Raw genomic sequence first — 18,927 nt, forward strand, 5'->3', positions numbered from 1 at the left:
TTGCGAAGCAGGTGAGTTCCATGGAATCAGAAAAACGCAGCGGAGAACTTGCGCAAACATTGAATATAGGTCGAGCCGTTGCTTTAGCAATGGGAATTGTCATTGGGGCTGGGCTTTTGGTTTTGCCCGGCCTTGCCTATTCTCAGGCAGGAAACAAAGCTGTCTACGCGTGGGTTGTCGATGCCCTCATTGTTATTCCTTTACTCTTTATTTTTGGAACATTAGGATCCCGTTATCCGAGTGCCGGCGGTGTGGCTGGATTTGTGCGCACGGCATTCGGTTCAATCGCAGGTGGCATCACCGAAGTAGTCCTTATGGGAGCCTTCTTTCTCGGAATCCCTGGTATTGCCCTGACGGGGGCCAACTATTTAGGATACCTTTTTCATTTGGGACAGCTCGGTATCATTCTCTGCGCAGTCGGATTACTCGTATTTGCAGGTGTATTGAACTACCTGGGTACACAGTTGTCTGGAATGACGCAGCAGATTTTATCGTATGGTCTGGTCATTGTTTTAGCGGCAGTGGCGGTCGTCGCATTGGTTTTTGCTCATCCCCATCCGAACGCAATAGCTGCACCTCAAGATTGGCTGAAGGCATCTCCTATCTTCGGCATGGTGTTCTTTGCATTCACGGGTTGGGAAATGCTGTCCTTCATGGGGGAGGAATTCCGCAATCCAAAACGTGATTTCCCAATTGCCGTAATCGTGAGTTTTATACTAGTGGTACTTCTGTATCTCGGCATCGCGTTTGCTATTCAGTGGACACTATCCCCACACAATCCACGAACAGTGGAAGCCCCGATTGCGGCCATTCTGGCAAACGTACTTGGTGGCTGGAGCGGTGAGGTGGTCTCAGTCATCGGCGTGCTCATTATTATGGCCAATCTCAATGGAGCAACCTGGGCCTCGTCTCGACTTTTATTCTCATCTGCACGAGAAGGATTTTTGCCGAAATTTCTGGCCCATGTTGATCCAAAGGCGCGTATCCCAAGACGATCCATCTTGATTACCGTATCCACGTTTATCCTCATCGTTGTTATTCATGGGATAGGGTTACTGCCTCTACATGAAATGTTTTCTCTCTCCGGACAAAACTTTTTTTTGCTATATCTATTCAGCGTAATTGCTTATCTTAGGCTTGTTCGCAACATCTTTGCAGCGATTTTTGGATTAGGTACAGTGATTTGCTGCCTAATATTTGCGGGGTCATTCGGCACTTTGTTACTTTATCCAGTGATTTTAGCACTATTCGGTCTGAGTGTCGGAGTCCTTAAAGCAAAGAGGAAAGAACATCACAGCACAAATATGGATACTTCCGGAAATTCACTAAGTAAGGACAAGTAACGTCCGTTTGCATTCTTTAGAATGCCGACCATCCCCCGCGGAGTATTGTGTTATGAATTGCTAGTTGATTGGTAATGGGGCTGTCCCAAAATTCATTGTAGATAACTGAGATAGCCTCGCAGTGTACTATTAAACGCTCACACTCCTCAAGCAACTCATCTATAACCCAACCGCAACCCTCCCCGCTCTATTCGTCTTTCTTACCGAACCGATTCACCATGTTCTCCAGATATTCTTGTGACTTTCCACGAGGAATGGTCAACGTCTGCCAGTCCGCCCTCCGGATTTGCTTGGCCAGGTACACAATCTGACCTGTATGGTACGAGAGGTGATACACTTGCCGCTCAATTGCTTGGACAACGGTGTGCGGTTGTGTACGGATGGTCACGATCTTCAGCAAGTCCTCCGGTTCGAGAGAGCCAACCGCCTGAAACAGTTTCTCCCATCCCGCTTCCCAAGCCGTCATCATCTCTTCACGGGATGCATATCCACCTTCAAACTCTTTATCCCGGTTGCGGGTCGGCTTCTCTCCGTCCGTCGTGAGAAAATCTGTCCATCTCGACATCATGTTGCCTGCCACGTGTTTGACGATACGCGCAATGCTGTTTGACTCATTATTAGGGGCCCAGTGCAGCTCATGCAGGCTGAGTTGTTCGATCGCACGCTCAGCAGTTCTCTTCATATTCCGGAAATTTTCCAAAGCAGCGTCCAGATACGCACGTCCAAGGTCCATCTGTTTCGTCCTCCTTCATTTCTGCGGATGGATGCTTCGCCACTTCGACCACGAAACGACACCGAATTCTGGTTTAGGATTGTCTGGTAAAACAGAGATGAGTTCTAGCGCATGGCCATCTGGATCCGAAAAATACACCGATACCGCCGGAACCCAGCAGTGAACGCAAGGTTCACTTGAATCGTCTTCAAACCCTGTTACTTCTACTCCGGATTGCCTGAGCCGATCTCTCCAAGTTTCGAACCACTAGATGTGCCTCGTAGAGTGTTCCCATCTGCATCATACCTAGCCACCCGCTTTACAAATGGTTGGCATTAAGCCACTGTTTGAGTGTCATACCATCATGATAAACCACATCCTCGGCGTCCAGTTTGAGCGGCGTGATGAACTCCAATGAGTTCCCGTCCGGATCATCAAAGTATATGGCAGCATGGTAATGAGTATCATTGCAGAGGATTAGGGGTTGATCTTCCCCGGATACACCGAAGGCCTCACGGGCTTGAATTCCCCGAGTTCTCAACCATTTCTGCACACGTTTCAGGTCTTCTAACTCCACGTAGAAAGCCACATGTCGAATGGATGGATGGTATGGTGTTTTAGCATGTTCCGATAACCAGAGCCCGAGCCAACTCTTGCCCTTCTCAATCCAAAAGAATGTGACTCGTGGACCTTGATATGCTAGTTCCAAATCAAGCCCATGGTAAAACTCTATAGACTTCTCCATGTCGATAACCGGCAAGTGCGCTTCGTACAATCCCTTTATCACATTCACGCCTCCTTCGAAACAATCTTTATGATTAGATCCGTCGGCAATATCGCAACAAGACATAATTCTCTTCTTCCAATGAGGCGTAAGCCTTTCGCTCGCCTTGCAGCTTGAAACCTCGAGATTCGTAGAACGGAATACCCTTCTTATTTCCCTTTGCGACGGACACCCACTCCACCTGCACCAACGACCATATCTCCGTCGACAGCAAACCAATACTGACCGTTCCGCATTTCCTGTGCTACCCGCTCGAGATTGTAAAAATATTCCACGATTCGTTGGATGTATGATGCGGGGCGTATCTATCCGTACGTATCCCAGTTTGCGAGCGTACAGACACGACAAATGCCTTCCACATGCTCTTGCCGTGCTTTCTTAATCTCGATCACGCTTCGTCACCTTCCTGTGGCCTAATTTTCATGTTCTATCACTTTCTCGTTTTTCGGTATTCCTAAGCGAACGTGCATTGGACCTACGTCAGCTGAATTCACCACTGTACCAACAGATAAGCGGCGTACACAGTCATCATGTTTCTGGCCTTCTTCAGGAACCAGCGTACGACCACACTGAGATTGAACCATCGGCAAAGTGGTATATTCTCTGATCCGTTGTTGGTCCTACTACCGTCTAGGCCACGGAACTCAACGTTCAAATCCGATGTTTCAGCGCTCCTCAGTTCTTCTCAACGCATCAAGATACCGCTCTACTGAACGTATCACGACACCCTTGGCGTCATATTCAACCACCGAATCAGCCTGCGTCCCATACAGCCTGTCAAACGACAGTGGTTCCAGCCTGCTCCGGACACCCTTCATGATCACCGCAGACAACGGGATCCGATTCGGGAAGCTATACATAAACGACACCCAGCGGCGATCTGCCGACACAGAAACCGTGTCGCCTGTTAAGAGAACGCCTTTGCCATTCGCACCAGACTTCCAGAGCAGCACCGTCGATCCGGCAAAATGTCCACCCACGTGAACCAATGTTACCTCCGGGTTCAACTCAACTTGCGTACCATCCCAAAATTCGATTCGGTCGCTCGGATACATCACCCACCGTCTGTCACGAGCATGGAGATAGATCCGTGCATCGAATCGCTCTGCCCACTCCACCATGGAAGAGTAGAAGTGGGGGTGTGAAATGGCGATGGCTTGAATGCCGCCAATACCCCGAATGAGATCAACCGTCACGTCATCGATGTATGAGATGCAGTCCCACAAGATGTTCCCGTGCGGTGTACGGATCAGTTTGGCATGCTGGCCAATCGCGAACTCGGAGACCGTTTCAAGACCCCACAAGTGCGGTTCGTGCTCGTAAAAAGCATTCCGGTATCCGGTTGCCTTCATCTCTTCCAATGTCGTCCATCTTTGCCCTCCGAGTCCAATATACTGCCGCTCATCCTCGCAGATGGAACAGTGTTCGGGCGGAGTATCACGTTCTGGATATTGTGTTCCGCAGGTCACGCAGATCCACTTGCTCATTGTCCGTCCCCTCTCTTCCTTGAACTTCCTTCTCGGATGTGATAACCACTCATGGCCGTCACCTCTGGAAGAGGCGTACGCTCGTACGCCTGCCCAATCCATACACCGTCGGTCCTATACCTACCCCGAGCGTCTGTACACCAAACCGGTTGTCCCTCCTCGTCCTTACATGAGCAGACACTCCCTTTGTAAACGTGTGAAGCTGAGACATGGGATGGGCCACCGACCTCCCTAACGTTCAGTCTACCGTATCGTGCAAAATGGTAGAACCGCCATAATGACCATCGCTATCAACAAAATTCCTTCGCCTCTAACGCCATTTTCGCAGACGGCTTCATAAGCTGCAATATGCAACCAGCGACGAGGGAGTCCATAGGCAATCCAGCACCAATCATGGTGAACCAGAAGCGGCAGCGACACTTCCAGTTGGCCGTAAGCCAGGTTAATGGAGCAGTATCATTCTAGATGATTTAATAAACTCGTAATTCTGGAAAGAATGATAAAAAAGGAGCCATTCCTGTAATGAATTAATTTCGGGTTTGAAACAAAAAGAGCGCCTCCTGTATGCTGGGTTCCGAATGCAGGACATTCATTCCCTAATTGAGGAGGACGCTCAACGTGAAGTATAAGATGCAACAGAAGCAAAATCAACGAATCCAACAAATTACCGACGCTACCATCATTGTGGGAGCGGACATTGCGAAGCAAACGCATGTAGCGAGAGCCATTGATTTTCGTGGAATTGAGCTCGGTAGAGAGTGCGTTTTTAGCAATGACGATGAGGGTCTGACGAAACTCGTAACGTGGATGACGGAGTTGCAACGGCTGCACGGCAAGACGGATGTCGTCTTTGGCGTTGAGCCGACCGGACACTACTGGTTCCCGTTAGGTGCCTTCATTCAAGACTTGAACGTTCGATTCGTGCTCGTGAATCCGCATCACGTCAACAAGAGCAAAGAGTTGGAGGATAACTCGCCGACGAAGAACGACTACAAGGATGCTAAGGTCATTGCGAATCTCGTGAAGGACGGCAAGTACACCGAGCCCAAACTCCCAACAGGTGTCTATGCGGATTTACGAATCCTCATGAACCTGAGGGAAAAGGTTATGGTGAATCTAGGTCAGGTGCAGCGGCGGATACAGAACTGGCTCGACCGGTTCTTTCCGGAATACACCCAGGTGTTCAAGGATTGGGAAGGCAAGGCATCTCTCATTACACTGCGTGAGTCTCCGTTTCCACAGGACCTCGTCTTACTAGGCGCCAGTGAGATTGTGAACCAGTGGAAAAGTGGCGGTGTGAAACGGGCTGTCGGTATAAAGCGAGCAAAACGGCTCGTAACAGCCGCTGAAAAGTCCATTGGTCTGAAAGAGGGACTCAAGGCTGCTCGGTTGGAACTGACGGCTCTACTGGAGCAATACGACATGTTCACTCGGCAACGTGACGAAATCATGGCTCAGGTGGAGCAACTGCTCAACCAGATTCCAGGCACTGACGAGATGCTGAGTGTACCAGGGATGGGTGTAACGACACTTGCTGGCTTCCTGGCTGAAGTCGGTGACCTTCAGGGATATGACCATGGGCAGCAGATCATTCGGCTTGCTGGACTCAATTTGAAAGAAAACAGCTCTGGCAAGAGAAAAGGGAAAACTGGCATCTCTAAACGTGGACGCTCACGGCTGAGGGCACTTCTATTCCGAGCGATATTACCGATGGTAGCTACGAATCCAGAGTTCAAGGCTTTGCACCATTACTATACGACACGAACATGCAATCCCTTGAAGAAGAAACAGTCGCTCATTGCGCTGTGTGGAAAGCTCATTCGTGTCCTGCACACATTGGGGACAAAGCAAGTACCGTACAACTCTGAAGATTTACTGGGACCGCTTCGGAAGTCCCAACTACAGATGGCTGCTTAACTGATTCAAACTCGTACTTCAACTTACTCGCTTGTGAGACACGATGAAAGACCAAGACAAACGAAAGCACGGATAAGCCGTAGTAACTATTCCATAAGGGCAACGACCCAGCAAAGGAGCAAGAAACGGCATCCACCCCTTGAGAGGTAGAACGAAGGAATGTGAGGGCATAGACCCAGTGTGACATGGGAGGGTAAACCGCAAGGGAACGTGTGGACATCCAAAGGTGCGAACATCATTATGTTCCATGTATTGGTAAATTAACGCCAATCTCTGTTCCTGCCACGGAGTATCCGTTTGAAAATTGGCACATCTAGCATTCTGGCAATCCCTCTCAAATTGTCAAGGTGCGTAATCGTGAGAATGAGAGAGTAAATAGAAGAAAACATTAATTTATAGTGGGAAGAAGAAATCCAGATTGGGGGGCATATCATGATAAAGGGAAATTTACACTTGTTGCTCACACATGTTCTCGGGGACATCGCCATTGCTATCGAAGTTTGCGTTTATATTGGTGTCCATCGTCTATTTTTTGTCCAATCGCTCCAATCAAAATCCCTGCCAAGCAGGCTAAGGGCGTTCGATATACAAAACATTCCTGAATGGCTCCCCTTTTACGCGCTTCGTAACAATGCCCCAGCCCACAACGGCTGGAGCCTTGTTCCATTCTTCTATCCATTAAATCGCATCGACAGACGATGACGGTCAAAGAGTCGCGATGGTCTCGCGCCATGCACTATTGTTTCATGTATGACTGGGCCGATCCGGTCCAGCTTTAGGACCGAGCGCCCCAAGCATGTGTGGCATGTGAGCCCCAAGTGGGCATTTTGCCATTCACGAAGTTGCTAATCCTCTTGTCCATTCGGGACAAGATGTCACTTTCTCTGGCACTGGTCATCTTTCCACTCGAGACCTGGTCATCCAATTTCGCTTTCGCAGCACTCTCCAATTCAGAAATCAGTTGGGCAGAAGAGACACCTTGACTCTCCGCGATTTGCGCCAACGTTTTCCCAGACTTCAAATCCGTCTGCAGAGTAGATGGACTGAGATTTAAATCCTTAGCTATCCCCTGCATCCCCGTCCCTATGGGGCCCATGCGCCAATGCGGTGCAAAAGAAAGAGATGCCTGGCTCTGAGTGCCCGTGGAGGACTGCATGCTACCCGCCACCATGGACACTTTTGCCGAGGAAGATGCGGTATGTCCAGCATTCGTAGCAGCCAACACCATCGAAGTTCCCAGACCCATCGTAGCCACTACAGCGGCAGAACCTATAAGAGTTTTCTTAGACATTCTAATCCTCATCTTTTACGTATCCTCCATTCAAATGATGCGTCCTAGACGACTGCGATTGATTGACGCGAAACGAGACGTCTTATCTACCACCCCGCTTCCACCAACACAGTATGAGCCACATTGATTGAAATCCCATTGAATGATTACGCCTCTAGCATCAGGACTTTTTGAAGAGATAATGGTGCTAGGTTGAAAGTGTGGACACAACGAATCAAGAATGTAAGAATAAGGAGGTTCGAGGTTAGCCACATGACACAGAAGTACGACAAGGAATTCAAAGGTCATGCAGTTGAGAGTAGGAAGCCGGCGAGCCAGGTAGCTCGGGATCTGGGCATATCGCAAAAGAAGTTGTATGGATGGATGTCGAAATACAAGAAGGATCCTTCTACCCCGTTCGTCAGGAGCGGGAACCTTAAGACGGAAGCGAAGATTTTACGAGACCCGGAGCGGGTACACTCATCCATCGGCTATCTAACGCCAGTTGAATACGAAAGAAGATATTTCCAAACTGGAGTTTCTGCTATATTGACTTAATACCAAACTGTCCAAAACCCAAGGCATCAGAGAAAACCTGCCCAATTCCACCAAAACACATAAGGTGATGATGAGCATCGGCCAGAAAACAGCCAGTAAGCTCAAGATAACGGGCGATAGGCTAGATATCCCGAGACTCGCTCACATCCACCCGCCGTCATATCCCGCCAACTCGTTTTCTTTTCTCACAAAGAAAAAACGAAGGTTCAACTTCTTCTGCCCAAGCTGCCAAAATTTTTTAACAACCTAAAGCCTTCACAAATGCGACATAACAAATTGAAAAATGTTTGAAATTCCCCTACCCACACTTTCTTAAAAGTTTAAAAGTTATAGAATGCAGTCAAAACTTTTAAAAGAAAAATAGGGAGGAAGGCAAAACGTGGGCATGGGAGGTCCAGTTTCACCTTACCAATATCTCAGTAATGTCTTAATTGTTTCCGCATTGTTATGTGTCTTTGCCGCAGGGATTTACCAATTGGCCAAACGGTTGATTCATCAAATGGTTTTATTTGACAGAGCACAAGGTTTAACAGAAGATGCAAAATTAGAAACGGATAAGTTGTTACAGGTAGATAAACGATTACACAATAAAAAAATTTCCTTACCTCTCCCATATCAACTATTATGGTACGGCATAGCTTTTTTCTGGTTAGTCGCAGGATTCTTACAAATGCAACCCATGATGTTTACACATGATTTTGTGACGGATATTTTAGAAAGTGCCTATCAAGTACAGATTCCTTTTTTTCGTCCTTCAGATGTAGCATTGATGAACAGATGGGCGAGTGATCCGGTAACGAGCAATGTGGAATCTATTATGATCCAACTGTACATTGGCATTCTGCTCATATTGAATCGCAGAAATTGGATTGGCTTTACAGCTCTTGGAGCTTCTATAATTTGGGGTATCATGGTTTGGATTTATGGTGAAGGTTTTGGGAACACCTTTGCAGCAGGGAGCTCATTCCTTTTACAAGGATCACCCGGGGGTGTCATTTTTTACGTCGTTGCGGCCATATTACTGCTTTTACCGATTCGTTATTGGAAAAATGTAGAGTTTTACCGTGGTTTGCAGTGGATAATAGCCATTTTTTGGTTCATTGCCGCACTATGGCAATTAGCTCCTATCAATGGTGGCTGGAATTCTGAAACATGGAAAAACAGCTTATCTAGTATGATTCAGACACTTGATCCTCAACCTTATTGGGTTGTAGATGGGATTCATTGGTTTATGAATATGTCTGTTGCGCATACCGCATGGGTCAATGGAATTACATCTGGAGCTATGCTTCTTGTTGCTATTCTAGCCATTCTACCTGTAAGACGAGCTATATTGCTCAGTTTTTCTTTAACGATACTTTTTTTGATATGGTGGTTTGGACAAGACTTTGGTGTGCTTGGAGGCATGGGAACTGACGTCAATAGTGCGCCATTAGTAGCACTTTTCATGCTGGTTGGTTGGACTAAACCAGAAGTATGGAAAATTGAATTTTCATATCTGAAAAAATTTTTTAAAACCGTACACTCCCCATTGGTTCGCCATAAATAGTATGACGAGTCTTTCATTCTGTAACGTTGTTTGATGGTGTAGACATATCCAATTTTTGCTGAGAGGTGAGTTTAACCATGTCGCATCTATTTTTCTTTTTTCATATTGTGGGTATTATTTTGTGGCTAGGTGGATTAGCGACGATAGGTTTGCTTTTATTCTTCATGCGTCGAGAATCCAATACGATAAAATCGCAAGTATTACATGTTGTTGTGCGTAACATCACTCGTATTACTCATATAGGTGCTGGGTTTTTGCTCCTAGGAGGCGTACCCTTATTATTTTTGATTCCTCATGACAAGTTATCTCAATTTTGGGTTCAATATATGGGTGGTGTCGGCATTCTGGTAGTTCTCATCAGTCTATTTATGTTAACGAATACCAGTAAAGAAATCACAGTCTCTGGTGCAAATACATCTCGTGCTCTACGTGCCTATCTTCAATGGTTATTTGTTATTTTGCTACTCTCTCTATCCGTTCTTGTTGTTGTTATCTTTAAACTTTAAAATTAAATGCTCTGTTAGGCTAAAATGAAAGTAAGAATAAACGCACAAGAGGTGTGTACCACATTCAGAACGTCAACGCCTAACACAGTCTCTTGAACGGTTGGAGGCAACACTTTTGTGGCGTTGCAACCAAGCACCTCGACAACTACATAACATGGTTCGCGTTTATTGACACGCCCCGAGCGATTTCCAGTGGCACATGGGCGTGTTGGTTCCTTGCCATGTCCTGGCATCGACAATAAAAAGCTCAGTACAAGCACGCAGTTCACACAGGAATTTGCGCTGTTTGTACAAAGCCGATACTCCAAGGTCAAGACGTTGGTTTTCTACGTGTCGCATGACACAGGAGAACGTGGACCTGATTTGCTTTGCCATGCCGAGTGTTATAGGGTCGGAATCTGTTGAAAGTCGAAACCCCGGCTTAGAGCCATTCTAAGAATTCAAGGCGGTTTCCGAACGGATCGTTCAGATAGAAACGTTTTACGCCTTCATCTGCACGAGCGTCGTCATCAATTACATTCACGTTTTTCTGCAACAGGTAATCCCGCAACTCGCTGATGTTTTCAACGTGAAAAGCAGGATGTGCTTTAGTTGCAGGAATAAAGTCCTTTTGCACACCGATGTGTACCTGGTGAGAGCCGCATTGGAACCATACACCGCCACGCTTACAAAGGGGTTCAGGTTTGGGGAGTTCTTCCCAACCTAACAGGTCAACGAAAAACTTGCGTGCTTCGGCTTCACACCCTTCAGGAGCAGCAAGTTGGACGTGGTCAATACCAGAAAACCTGAATGACATATCCATTCCTTCTTTCTTAATGTCTATCCTACGATTTTACACGAAATTAGATTTTCCTTCTTGCGTTGAAAATTCACAATTAAACAGAACACAGCGAAAAATATTCTGTTGATGAAACTGGCCAAAACCAAAGGCATCAAAGAGCTCCCGCCCAATACCAGCAAAACACATAAGGTGATGATGAGCACCAGCTAGAAAACAGCCAGTAAACTCAAGAAAACGAGCGAGAAAGGATAGATGTTAGGCTCTAATGGTGGACACAGCAAATCGAGAATGTGAAAATAAGTAAATCATCGATTTGAGGTGTCTGTGTTGGAACGTAGATATGATTGAGATTTTTAAATTGAATACGGTGAAGTTGGTGTTGGAGGAGGGGAAGACAGCCTCACAAGTGGCACGGGATCTGGTTATGACTTCAATGACGCTTTATGGGTGGATTGCTCAATATAAAAGCGATCCGAAACATCCCTTTGTTGGCAGTGGGAATTTGAAGCCCCAAGCCCAAGCGACTTGGGATGTAGAGCGTGAGAACCGTGAGCTGAGAGAGGAAATAGAAATCTTAAAAAACGCAGTGCGCATCTTCAGCAACGACCGGAAATAAGATATCAGTTCATCTACGACCATCGATTCGAGTTTTCGGTTCAGAGGATGTGCAAAGTGCTGCAGGTATTTCGAAGCGGGTACTATGCATGGCTCAAACGCCCAGATAGCGAACGCAAACAGCGATGTCGCAAGCTTACAAAACGCATTCATCAAATCTTTCTGTCCTCTCGGCGATGATACGGGAGTCCGAAAATTACACGGATTCTCCATGCAGAAGGATGTCGAGTTGGTCAGAAAACAGTGGCTGGAATGATGCGTGAGAACGGGCTAAAAAGTCGTACCGTACACAAATACAAGGCGACCACCCATTCGAAACACAACCACCCGGTGCATGACCATGTGCTTAACCAGACATTCCAAGCAGAGCGTCCAAATCAGGTCTGGATGTCGGATATCACATATGTTTGGCCCACCGAAAGATGGCTATATGTTGCAAGCATCATGGACTTATTCACACGGAAAATTGTTGGGTGGAAAGCCGATTCACGGATGACGAAGGAACTCGTCATGGCTGCGTTAGAGCAAGCCTATAAGCGTGAAAAACCGGATGATGGTGTACTGCATCACTCGGACCGTGGAAGTCAGTATGCGTCAAGGGAATACCGGGACAAGTTGAAGGAATACCAGATGATCGGCAGCATGAGCCGCAAAGGCAATGGTTACGATAATGCTTGCATCGAGTCGTTCCACAGTGTCATTAAGCGGGAGCTAATTCATCTTGAAACATATGAAACAAGGGCAAGGGCAAAGCGAGACATCTGGGAATACATCGATCTTTGGTACAACCGAGTGCGGATTCACTCGTCAATCGGCTACAAAACGCCAGTTCAATACACTCCATGTATGACCAAATGATACTCAAGGCGGCTGGCTAATCAGGTTAAGTGGTACAAAACTGAATACTTAGACATTCTCTGTTTGGTCTGTCCAACCTATTTACTTAATACCACAACCGGTTTAACACTTGTAGATTGGACAAACGCTCCCTCACCCAATTTCTTAAACAACTTACGAATCGACTCTTCGTTGTTGGGAATATGACCAAAATACCTATGATGATCTCGCCCTTCATCTGCAATGGCCACTGCGATAAAATCCTTTGAAACGTCTAAACCAATATACTTTGTGCTATCCTTCATAATATCGCCTCCCTCACAATGTAGCTCTGATTGGCATCGGTGTTTCCACAAATACCAGTATTGCCAACTAACCTACGGGTTGTGACGTGGAGCCGAGCTTCGTTCATGATAACTCACCTAAATGAAACATCTGATGTCCATGATACAAGGATAACTCGTCGATTTTAAGTAAGATGATGTCCTGGCAGATGTGTCACGCGCTTGCGTATGGTCTTCATTGTGTTCATAAGGCGGTAGTATCCCTTCAAGGAGGTGAACTTGAGTGCAACCCCTTCTTTCATGAAGGAAGATCATCATTTCTAGTGGTATGACCACCCACCCATGTGTCATTTATTGTTGCTTTTCTATTGTCTGAGGCAAGGAACGGATGCGTGGAAGTTCCCAAATGACGAATACAACAGATCCAACTAATCCTCCTACTACTGGTAAGGGTAACACCGCAGAGAAGAGGTTGGGAAACCAATCTCCGCCCCAAATGCTAATAACTAATCCTACAACAAAGGAGACAATGGACGGCCATGTCCACCATTCGCGTGGGGTACGCGGGCGTTCAAAGAAGGCTGACGCTGGCGTTTTCTTTTTCTGTACCCAGACCCAGTCCACGATCATAATGAATGTAAAGGGGATAATGACATCACCTATGACATCAAGAAACCCTTGAACATGGTTTAAAATACCCAAAATCGCCAGCACTGTACTGAAAAAGCCCAAAACAATGGTAGCAATGGGTTGATCCCATTTACTGGGCTTTCGAAAAGTATTCAGTGCCACTAGTAGATCAACCGTCGACGGATAGAGGTTCATCGCGTTCGTGTGAATAATAGCCAAAGCCACGCCTACCGCTGCAAATACTCCCCAAACAGGAGCGTTGGAACCAAGAAGAGCCAGATTCCAATTTCCGGTAGCTTGCTGTGAGTACATCCCCATGAGTCCCATCACCAAAACGGATGCCATAATGCCCACGGATGGTGATAAGAAAAAAGCGATACGTGCTTTGGGATTAGATGCCGGAATGGCGAATCGGGACACTGTGGAGACTTTGTAGGTCCAAGCTAAAATCGAAAAGGTGACGACCGTTGTGATGGCTGCGCCCCATTGCATGGCCTCTGTGGCATGGGGCATAGCGACGTGATAGCGAGAGAACAACAGATAGACCAACAGCGCATAGCATACGAGCAGTACTACAGAGGTGTATCGGTAGAAATATTCCAGCCACTTCATGCCGAAAATCACCAAAATCACTTGAACAGCTCCGATAATCCAAAACCACAGCGAACCTTGCATGTGTGTGATTGCGGCCAAGGTTTCACCAGCTACAGCGGTATTCAATCCAAACCAACCCATATTCACAAACGAAAATAGGACAGAGAACAAGAACGCGCCCAAAGTTCCATAACTTTTGCGGGCGACAATTAAACCTGTTAACGGTACCTCACGACCCATTTCCGAAAAAAGTCCCGCGGGTACAAGACCGATGAGAAAGCTTAGTAGGATGGCAAGAACCATATCCGTGAGTCCAAAATGAAACAGCAACGAACCAATGAGCGGCGTCGTAGCGGACGCCGAAGCCATCAGCCATACAATAGTCATTTTGCCAGAGGACATAGTTCGCTCGTTGTCCGGGACAGGCAATATACCAACCGTCTCTACTTCACCCAGCAGCCCAGACATCCGACGATCCGTCTCACGCTGTTCTAGCACGTTATTTCCTCCTCGTATAGTGTTTTTAGAGTCGTCTTACTAAAGAATTTTCAGCAAGATAGTTGTTGCAGTTGGGCAGTGTAGCTGAACTCGCACCTACAGCCCGAAGGGCGAGGAGCGTGAAAGTTCATCCGCTTGGCCGATGCGCTGCTACGCAATGATCAAATTTACAATACAAGAAAGAAGGGCAACGCATCCGGCGGATAAATCACAACCTAATTAGTGGCCCCTGAAAAAGTCGTTGTTTGAGTTTACCTCTACCCTGCGGGGTAGCTGAAATAGGACTTTTTGTGGGATGACTATTCTTTTTCGCACATTCAATCCCCAATTACTGGGTTACTTGGACCGCTCTCCTTAGATTGTGGGCCAGGATGCCGTATCCAACCCACGTCGATGTGCCCGAGTGGCCTCGGAATCGGGACCGGCCCAGTCCGTACTTTTGCTTCAGCAGCCCGATTTTGGCTTCGCCACCTACTCGGAATCTCTGTAGGTTTATGAACCAAGGCTCCCTTTCGATCTCCGTCCTTCACTTGCTCTTTTTGCCTCGGAATGGTGTGCTCACGTGATGAATGCCCAGTTCTTCTCTCAACATCTGCTCATTGTTGCGACTGCTGAACCCCCGATCCGTGGCCACCGCATGAGACACTGAACCGAATACCTCTTGATGATGCTGTACAGCCGGAATAGGCAGATCGTCATCGGATGGGTTGCCTGTATAGACGGCGTATCCGGTCACAAATCCGCTTTCTGTCTCATCGATACGAACTTTGTACCCGATCTCAACTTTCTTGGTGAGTTTGCCTTTTTTGATCGGCCGAGCTTCCGGGTCATGAATGCTGATGAGACGGTACGGGATCATTCGATTTCCATCGATGACTTGCTTCGCCTGGTCGATCAACTGTTTTGTCTTGTCTACAAGGGATTGCAGCTTTTCCTTTTGCGCCTCTATCAACGGCTTCTTTGTCTGATGTAACTTCTTAATCACCGACTCAGCCTGCTGCAACACACTCTGTGTGATGTCCACAACCTCTTGAGTCATCTGGTTGATCGCATCCCAGGATTGGCTCATCCGGCGGCGCAGTACCTTTGCAAACGCTAGTATCTTTTTCTTTACCGCATCCGTCTGATCAACGAAACTCTCTGTTGCGTGCAATGCCAGTTTACGAATGCGGTTGACTGTCCCGGTGATGGCACGAACGCCATCCTGAAGAAGCGTTGCATCCGTTGGGTAATGGATGTCCGATTCGACCACCGTGGTATCCGTATACAACTTGCGATGACGGATGATTTTCTGCTCATCAAGCTTCTTCACTAACAGTTCATTCACTTGCTCAATGATATTCTCACCATACCGCTTCCTGACCTTGATGAACGTACTGGCATCCGGCACTTTCCCGTCGATTGCGATATGACAGAAACGCCGCCATGCGATACTGTCGCTGACTTCTTGAACGAGAGATTCGTATCCTAGCTGGTAACGGAACTTCAGGTACATGAGGCGCAAATAGGTTTGTACCGGGACCGTCGGACGACCCATGGAAGAGTTGAAGTTCTCCAGGAACGAAGCCATAAACCGCTCGTCATTCAGGATTTGATCGATATATTCCAGTTCTGCCGGCAATTTGAGCAGCGATTCCAGCAAGATGGTATCCCAAAGCGTCGTCTAACTCTGGTGAGTCCGTAGCATTTTCCAGCACTCCTTAACAGGAATCCCGGGGTGCAATGACGAAACTCTCAGGCAAAGGAATTTGCAAAATACCCCGATTGGCGCGTGTTTGTCTCGACAACAACCACTTCACCACCAGGTCTTGCGATTCCTTTTTTATTGCCGCAAACGACGACTTTTTCAGGGGCCACTAATTAGAATTGCACTTCGCAATCAAAGAGGTAAGTTTCGTTGCAATTTGTTGACGCAAAGATAAATGCTTTTCTTCACAATATTGTACCGCTGGCAAGACCCACATTTCTCTTGGATACTGCCAAACAGGATAAGGTTTTCTTTCTTCTGGTTCCCAATCATATCTTGGAAAGACGTGAGCATGTAGGAAGTCATCAGAATTTCCATAGATGGAATAATTCATTCGCCTCGGATTGCACACGAACTGAACCGCTTCTCCCAACAAACTCATATCTCGCAAAAAGTCTGTTTTGGCTTCTAAACTTAAATCTTCAAGAGAAGCAACTTTGGGATACGCCAATAGTACACAATATCCAGGAAGAAATTGAGTATCCCCGATTACTGCATAACCACTTTTCATTCTAGTAAGAATCATTGGATTTTCATTTCGTTCAATGGCTCCAAACCTATCTTTCTTCCAATCATCACTCATCAAATTCTCCTCTTTTCCGAGAAGATATTCATTGCACATTGCGGCCTGAGAGCATCAGGAGGGGTCCCTCAGCCAGGCTGTATATTCATACGTTGGATGGGACATCTAGTTGTCACTTTAATATTGCTTGAGGTGGAAGAAGAGAATAAATCCAATGAATTCCGGAGGTGACGAAGAACATGCATTTTACAACCGAACAACCAGGACGTTCAGTTCACCTTTAATAAACTCCATGTCAAAATCCCGTGACACAAGTCCTAATTGAGCATCATCAATAGCAGTTGCTATGATTAGGGCATCAGGAGTTTTTAGTTTTCTGCTTTGTCTCGCTGTTCGCGCCTTAACTCCCTGCAGTTCGAGCTATTGTGGAAGTAACGTCTATGCAGCGCCGCTTATTATAGAGTTGCTAACCGTGTAACTTCTGATCCGACGATATACTACTAAAAACCTCACATTCAGTGATCACGGAGAAAAAATAATGGCATCATGTCGTTCGATGCCTGCCTAACAAAATCCATGACAATGAACTCATTAGCCAAGACGGCGATGGCAATATTTGTGTCCAGTAGATATCTGCCAATGGAACTTAATCCCAGTCACCCTCGCGCATTTGGCATACCGTCTCTTCGAGTTGTCGATCCTCTTCAGGCGTTAGAATTCCAGCAGACTCAAGAATGTCATCAACAGCGTAATCATCCTCTGACTCAACGGTTTCATTGTATAAGTCGACTGTGATCTTTCGACTATCTAAGTTGAGCTTGTAGAAAATCGTCCTTAACTGATTCGCTGCTTCGTGAACAAGCTTTTTCGACATCGCCATACCCTTCGCCTACTTCCATAAATGAGTGTACCAGTATTATAACTGAATTAAGCGACCGAAGCCTTCACACCAACCAAGTTCAACACATGTTCGTTGTGAGACTATACTGCTTCGATTGCGCAAGATTCCGAAAGTATACACCACCGTATAATCATACAACAGATGGCTCAGGGAACTTGAATTTTTGCATCCGATAATTCAAGAACTAATCCAGCTTAAAGACCCATTCCTTTTGAGAATTGGATGTCTTGTTTTGAGATTACCCATGGTACTTTGTTGTCGCCATTCACGCTTGTCACGGTAAACGGCTATTTAGTTATTTGCTGGGGCCTTGGATCCACCCATGTCGGAAATTTGTTATTGGATGGATACCAGTACGTCCGACTGCCTGATGGCAATTGATCGTGATGCAACGTATATCCAGGTAAGCTCTTTAGCAGTGTCATTGGACCTTCGATATTTTGAATTAATTGTTTGTCTAAGACTTGTTCGGATGCAGGTGCATAAGGCATCATGCTCATCGATACATAAGGAGCCCATTTGTTCACATCGTTTGCCACATTCTGAGGCGGAATGATGGGTCCCACTGAACTAAAGTATTTCACAGCATAAATCTCTTCAAGCATCGCCTGGGAGAACACATAAACTGTTTCATGCAGGTGAATGGTGGGTAGCACTGTGTCAGCATGGAGCGGCAACCCCCAAGCCACGACAAATACCGAAAATGGATTCGGACTTTGTACAATGAATGCTTTACCGTATCCCGTATATGGCGTCTGCTCGCTCTTTGCATAGGGATTTACTCCCGTGGTATCGATGAAACTCCCAGTCAACTTATCGGATGAAACACCTATCCAACTAATACCTTTCGTTCCGTGACCGAATATTCCTGTGACATCCCATTGTCCCGTTGTATAGTTTTTAATTGCACCGATATTACCAGATGTAATCAGGTCAATTTGTTGGTTTGAGTCATGTGGATTTACCCAAGCATATCCGCTGGCATCTCCTTGACCCACTTTTTGCTTAACCCATCCAGATGGAACCTTGAAACTCATAGATGTGGTTGATTGTCCATCTGTGAGAGGAATCGTGACTGAAACCATCGAAGCGACGGTGCTTTTCGTCGTATTCGTTGTCGCGGTATTACTGGACGGTGCTGATGTATTTGTGGTTGCGTTGTTTGCTCCAGCAGTTCTGTTTGCGACTGTGTTATTGGATGGTGCTACACCTTTTGTGCTGTTTGTTGCATTCGATCCTGGACTAGCTCCTCCGCTTGTACCACAGCCTGCTACACCCCCCATGATGGTCAATGCCACAACCGCTGTTGCCCATTTCCTATAACTCGTCATATTAGTACCTCCTCGTGATGTCACAAAATGTTATACGGAGTAAGTCCACATCTGATTACA

18 protein-coding genes and 3 pseudogenes are annotated in these 18,927 nt (G+C 46.6%); 8 read left to right on the forward strand and 13 right to left on the reverse strand.

Going from position 1 to position 18,927, the window contains the following annotated elements:
• The first annotated feature begins 20 nt into the window (after positions 1–20).
• Positions 21–1,343, forward strand: coding sequence for an APC family permease (locus ACOJUR_RS10740; RefSeq protein WP_420949973.1), 1,323 nt, complete (start codon positions 21–23; stop codon positions 1,341–1,343).
• A 187-nt stretch (positions 1,344–1,530) separates the two neighbouring features.
• Here ACOJUR_RS10740 and ACOJUR_RS10745 read toward each other — a convergent pair whose 3' ends face one another.
• The 4 genes from ACOJUR_RS10745 to ACOJUR_RS10760 all read right to left on the reverse strand — a co-directional run bounded on the left by ACOJUR_RS10745 (position 1,531) and on the right by ACOJUR_RS10760 (position 4,326).
• Entirely contained in the window at positions 1,531–2,076 is a 546-nt protein-coding gene (locus ACOJUR_RS10745) for a DinB family protein (protein ID WP_420949974.1), read from the reverse strand.
• Between the two features lie 298 nt (positions 2,077–2,374).
• Positions 2,375–2,848, reverse strand: coding sequence for a VOC family protein (locus ACOJUR_RS10750; protein ID WP_420949975.1), 474 nt, complete (start codon positions 2,846–2,848; stop codon positions 2,375–2,377).
• 404 nt (positions 2,849–3,252) lie between these two features.
• On the reverse strand, positions 3,253–3,423 hold the full coding sequence (locus ACOJUR_RS10755; RefSeq protein WP_420949976.1) for a hypothetical protein: 171 nt from the start codon (positions 3,421–3,423) through the stop codon (positions 3,253–3,255).
• 81 nt (positions 3,424–3,504) lie between these two features.
• Positions 3,505–4,326 carry an MBL fold metallo-hydrolase gene (locus tag ACOJUR_RS10760; protein ID WP_420949977.1) on the reverse strand — a complete coding sequence of 274 codons (822 nt, stop codon included), beginning with the start codon at positions 4,324–4,326 and terminating at the stop codon, positions 3,505–3,507.
• Positions 4,327–4,956: 630 nt separating this feature from the next.
• Between ACOJUR_RS10760 and ACOJUR_RS10765 the strand changes: the two genes are divergently transcribed.
• Positions 4,957–6,243 (forward strand): IS110 family RNA-guided transposase, encoded by a 1,287-nt coding sequence (locus ACOJUR_RS10765; RefSeq protein WP_420950494.1) that lies wholly within the window; start codon positions 4,957–4,959, stop codon positions 6,241–6,243.
• 490 nt (positions 6,244–6,733) lie between these two features.
• Here the strand turns inward: ACOJUR_RS10765 and ACOJUR_RS10770 are convergent, their stop codons facing one another.
• Both ACOJUR_RS10770 and ACOJUR_RS10775 read right to left on the reverse strand, forming a co-directional pair.
• On the reverse strand, positions 6,734–6,976 hold the full coding sequence (locus ACOJUR_RS10770; RefSeq protein ID WP_203115381.1) for a hypothetical protein: 243 nt from the start codon (positions 6,974–6,976) through the stop codon (positions 6,734–6,736).
• A 42-nt stretch (positions 6,977–7,018) separates the two neighbouring features.
• Complete coding sequence (locus ACOJUR_RS10775) at positions 7,019–7,534, reverse strand: hypothetical protein (RefSeq protein WP_420949978.1); 516 nt, start codon at positions 7,532–7,534, stop codon at positions 7,019–7,021.
• A 252-nt stretch (positions 7,535–7,786) separates the two neighbouring features.
• On the opposite strand from ACOJUR_RS10775, the gene ACOJUR_RS10780 reads away from it, so the two are divergent.
• From ACOJUR_RS10780 to ACOJUR_RS10795, 4 genes and pseudogenes are all read left to right on the forward strand, one after another.
• Positions 7,787–8,071 carry a transposase gene (locus ACOJUR_RS10780; protein WP_420949979.1) on the forward strand — a complete coding sequence of 95 codons (285 nt, stop codon included), beginning with the start codon at positions 7,787–7,789 and terminating at the stop codon, positions 8,069–8,071.
• 379 nt (positions 8,072–8,450) lie between these two features.
• On the forward strand, positions 8,451–9,620 hold the full coding sequence (locus ACOJUR_RS10785; RefSeq protein ID WP_420949980.1) for a hypothetical protein: 1,170 nt from the start codon (positions 8,451–8,453) through the stop codon (positions 9,618–9,620).
• 77 nt (positions 9,621–9,697) lie between these two features.
• Positions 9,698–10,126, forward strand: a complete 429-nt coding sequence (locus ACOJUR_RS10790) for a hypothetical protein (protein WP_420949981.1) — start codon at positions 9,698–9,700, stop codon at positions 10,124–10,126.
• Positions 10,127–10,173: 47 nt separating this feature from the next.
• Positions 10,174–10,299: pseudogene (locus tag ACOJUR_RS10795) on the forward strand (IS1595-like element ISDess1 family transposase); the annotation flags it as partial.
• Positions 10,300–10,547: 248 nt separating this feature from the next.
• Here the strand turns inward: ACOJUR_RS10795 and ACOJUR_RS10800 are convergent.
• A complete protein-coding gene (locus ACOJUR_RS10800) occupies positions 10,548–10,922 on the reverse strand; it encodes a VOC family protein (RefSeq protein WP_072874711.1) in 375 nt (124 codons plus the stop codon).
• Between the two features lie 312 nt (positions 10,923–11,234).
• On the opposite strand from ACOJUR_RS10800, the pseudogene ACOJUR_RS10805 reads away from it, so the two are divergent.
• Positions 11,235–12,380 (forward strand): annotated as a pseudogene (locus ACOJUR_RS10805) (IS3 family transposase).
• 77 nt (positions 12,381–12,457) lie between these two features.
• Here the strand turns inward: ACOJUR_RS10805 and ACOJUR_RS10810 are convergent.
• The 6 genes and pseudogenes from ACOJUR_RS10810 to ACOJUR_RS10835 form a co-directional block, all read right to left on the reverse strand.
• Complete coding sequence (locus tag ACOJUR_RS10810; protein ID WP_420949982.1) at positions 12,458–12,664, reverse strand: hypothetical protein; 207 nt, start codon at positions 12,662–12,664, stop codon at positions 12,458–12,460.
• A 330-nt stretch (positions 12,665–12,994) separates the two neighbouring features.
• On the reverse strand, positions 12,995–14,365 hold the full coding sequence (locus ACOJUR_RS10815; protein WP_420949983.1) for a purine-cytosine permease family protein: 1,371 nt from the start codon (positions 14,363–14,365) through the stop codon (positions 12,995–12,997).
• 328 nt (positions 14,366–14,693) lie between these two features.
• A pseudogene (locus tag ACOJUR_RS10820) lies at positions 14,694–16,010 on the reverse strand (ISNCY family transposase).
• A gap of 211 nt (positions 16,011–16,221) precedes the next feature.
• On the reverse strand, positions 16,222–16,695 hold the full coding sequence (locus ACOJUR_RS10825) for an HIT family protein (RefSeq protein WP_420949984.1): 474 nt from the start codon (positions 16,693–16,695) through the stop codon (positions 16,222–16,224).
• A gap of 586 nt (positions 16,696–17,281) precedes the next feature.
• Positions 17,282–17,509 (reverse strand): hypothetical protein, encoded by a 228-nt coding sequence (locus ACOJUR_RS10830; protein WP_420949985.1) that lies wholly within the window; start codon positions 17,507–17,509, stop codon positions 17,282–17,284.
• Positions 17,510–17,823: 314 nt separating this feature from the next.
• Positions 17,824–18,573: a hypothetical protein gene (locus ACOJUR_RS10835; RefSeq protein WP_420949986.1), complete on the reverse strand. Its 750-nt coding sequence runs from the start codon at positions 18,571–18,573 to the stop codon at positions 17,824–17,826.
• A 34-nt stretch (positions 18,574–18,607) separates the two neighbouring features.
• On the opposite strand from ACOJUR_RS10835, the gene ACOJUR_RS10840 reads away from it, so the two are divergent.
• Positions 18,608–18,859 carry a hypothetical protein gene (locus tag ACOJUR_RS10840; protein WP_420949987.1) on the forward strand — a complete coding sequence of 84 codons (252 nt, stop codon included), beginning with the start codon at positions 18,608–18,610 and terminating at the stop codon, positions 18,857–18,859.
• Positions 18,860–18,927: the final 68 nt, after the last annotated feature.

The sequence above is a fragment of the Alicyclobacillus tolerans genome (assembly GCF_048984885.1).
Classification (GTDB): domain Bacteria; phylum Bacillota; class Bacilli; order Alicyclobacillales; family Alicyclobacillaceae; genus Alicyclobacillus_I; species Alicyclobacillus_I tolerans.

Excerpts from the sequence above, each read along its gene's own strand:
- ACOJUR_RS10740 (WP_420949973.1), top strand. The coding sequence starts at position 21 with ATGGAATCAGAAAAACGCAGCGGAGAACTTGCGCAAACATTGAATATA.
- ACOJUR_RS10745 (WP_420949974.1), bottom strand. The coding sequence starts at position 2,076 with ATGGACCTTGGACGTGCGTATCTGGACGCTGCTTTGGAAAATTTCCGG.
- ACOJUR_RS10755 (WP_420949976.1), bottom strand. The coding sequence starts at position 3,423 with ATGGTTCAATCTCAGTGTGGTCGTACGCTGGTTCCTGAAGAAGGCCAG.
- ACOJUR_RS10760 (WP_420949977.1), bottom strand. The coding sequence starts at position 4,326 with ATGAGCAAGTGGATCTGCGTGACCTGCGGAACACAATATCCAGAACGT.
- ACOJUR_RS10765 (WP_420950494.1), top strand. The coding sequence starts at position 4,957 with ATGCAACAGAAGCAAAATCAACGAATCCAACAAATTACCGACGCTACC.
- ACOJUR_RS10770 (WP_203115381.1), bottom strand. The coding sequence starts at position 6,976 with ATGGCGCGAGACCATCGCGACTCTTTGACCGTCATCGTCTGTCGATGC.
- ACOJUR_RS10775 (WP_420949978.1), bottom strand. The coding sequence starts at position 7,534 with ATGTCTAAGAAAACTCTTATAGGTTCTGCCGCTGTAGTGGCTACGATG.
- ACOJUR_RS10780 (WP_420949979.1), top strand. The coding sequence starts at position 7,787 with ATGACACAGAAGTACGACAAGGAATTCAAAGGTCATGCAGTTGAGAGT.
- ACOJUR_RS10790 (WP_420949981.1), top strand. The coding sequence starts at position 9,698 with ATGTCGCATCTATTTTTCTTTTTTCATATTGTGGGTATTATTTTGTGG.
- ACOJUR_RS10800 (WP_072874711.1), bottom strand. The coding sequence starts at position 10,922 with ATGTCATTCAGGTTTTCTGGTATTGACCACGTCCAACTTGCTGCTCCT.
- ACOJUR_RS10810 (WP_420949982.1), bottom strand. The coding sequence starts at position 12,664 with ATGAAGGATAGCACAAAGTATATTGGTTTAGACGTTTCAAAGGATTTT.
- ACOJUR_RS10825 (WP_420949984.1), bottom strand. The coding sequence starts at position 16,695 with ATGAGTGATGATTGGAAGAAAGATAGGTTTGGAGCCATTGAACGAAAT.
- ACOJUR_RS10830 (WP_420949985.1), bottom strand. The coding sequence starts at position 17,509 with ATGTCGAAAAAGCTTGTTCACGAAGCAGCGAATCAGTTAAGGACGATT.
- ACOJUR_RS10835 (WP_420949986.1), bottom strand. The coding sequence starts at position 18,573 with ATGAGTTTCAAGGTTCCATCTGGATGGGTTAAGCAAAAAGTGGGTCAA.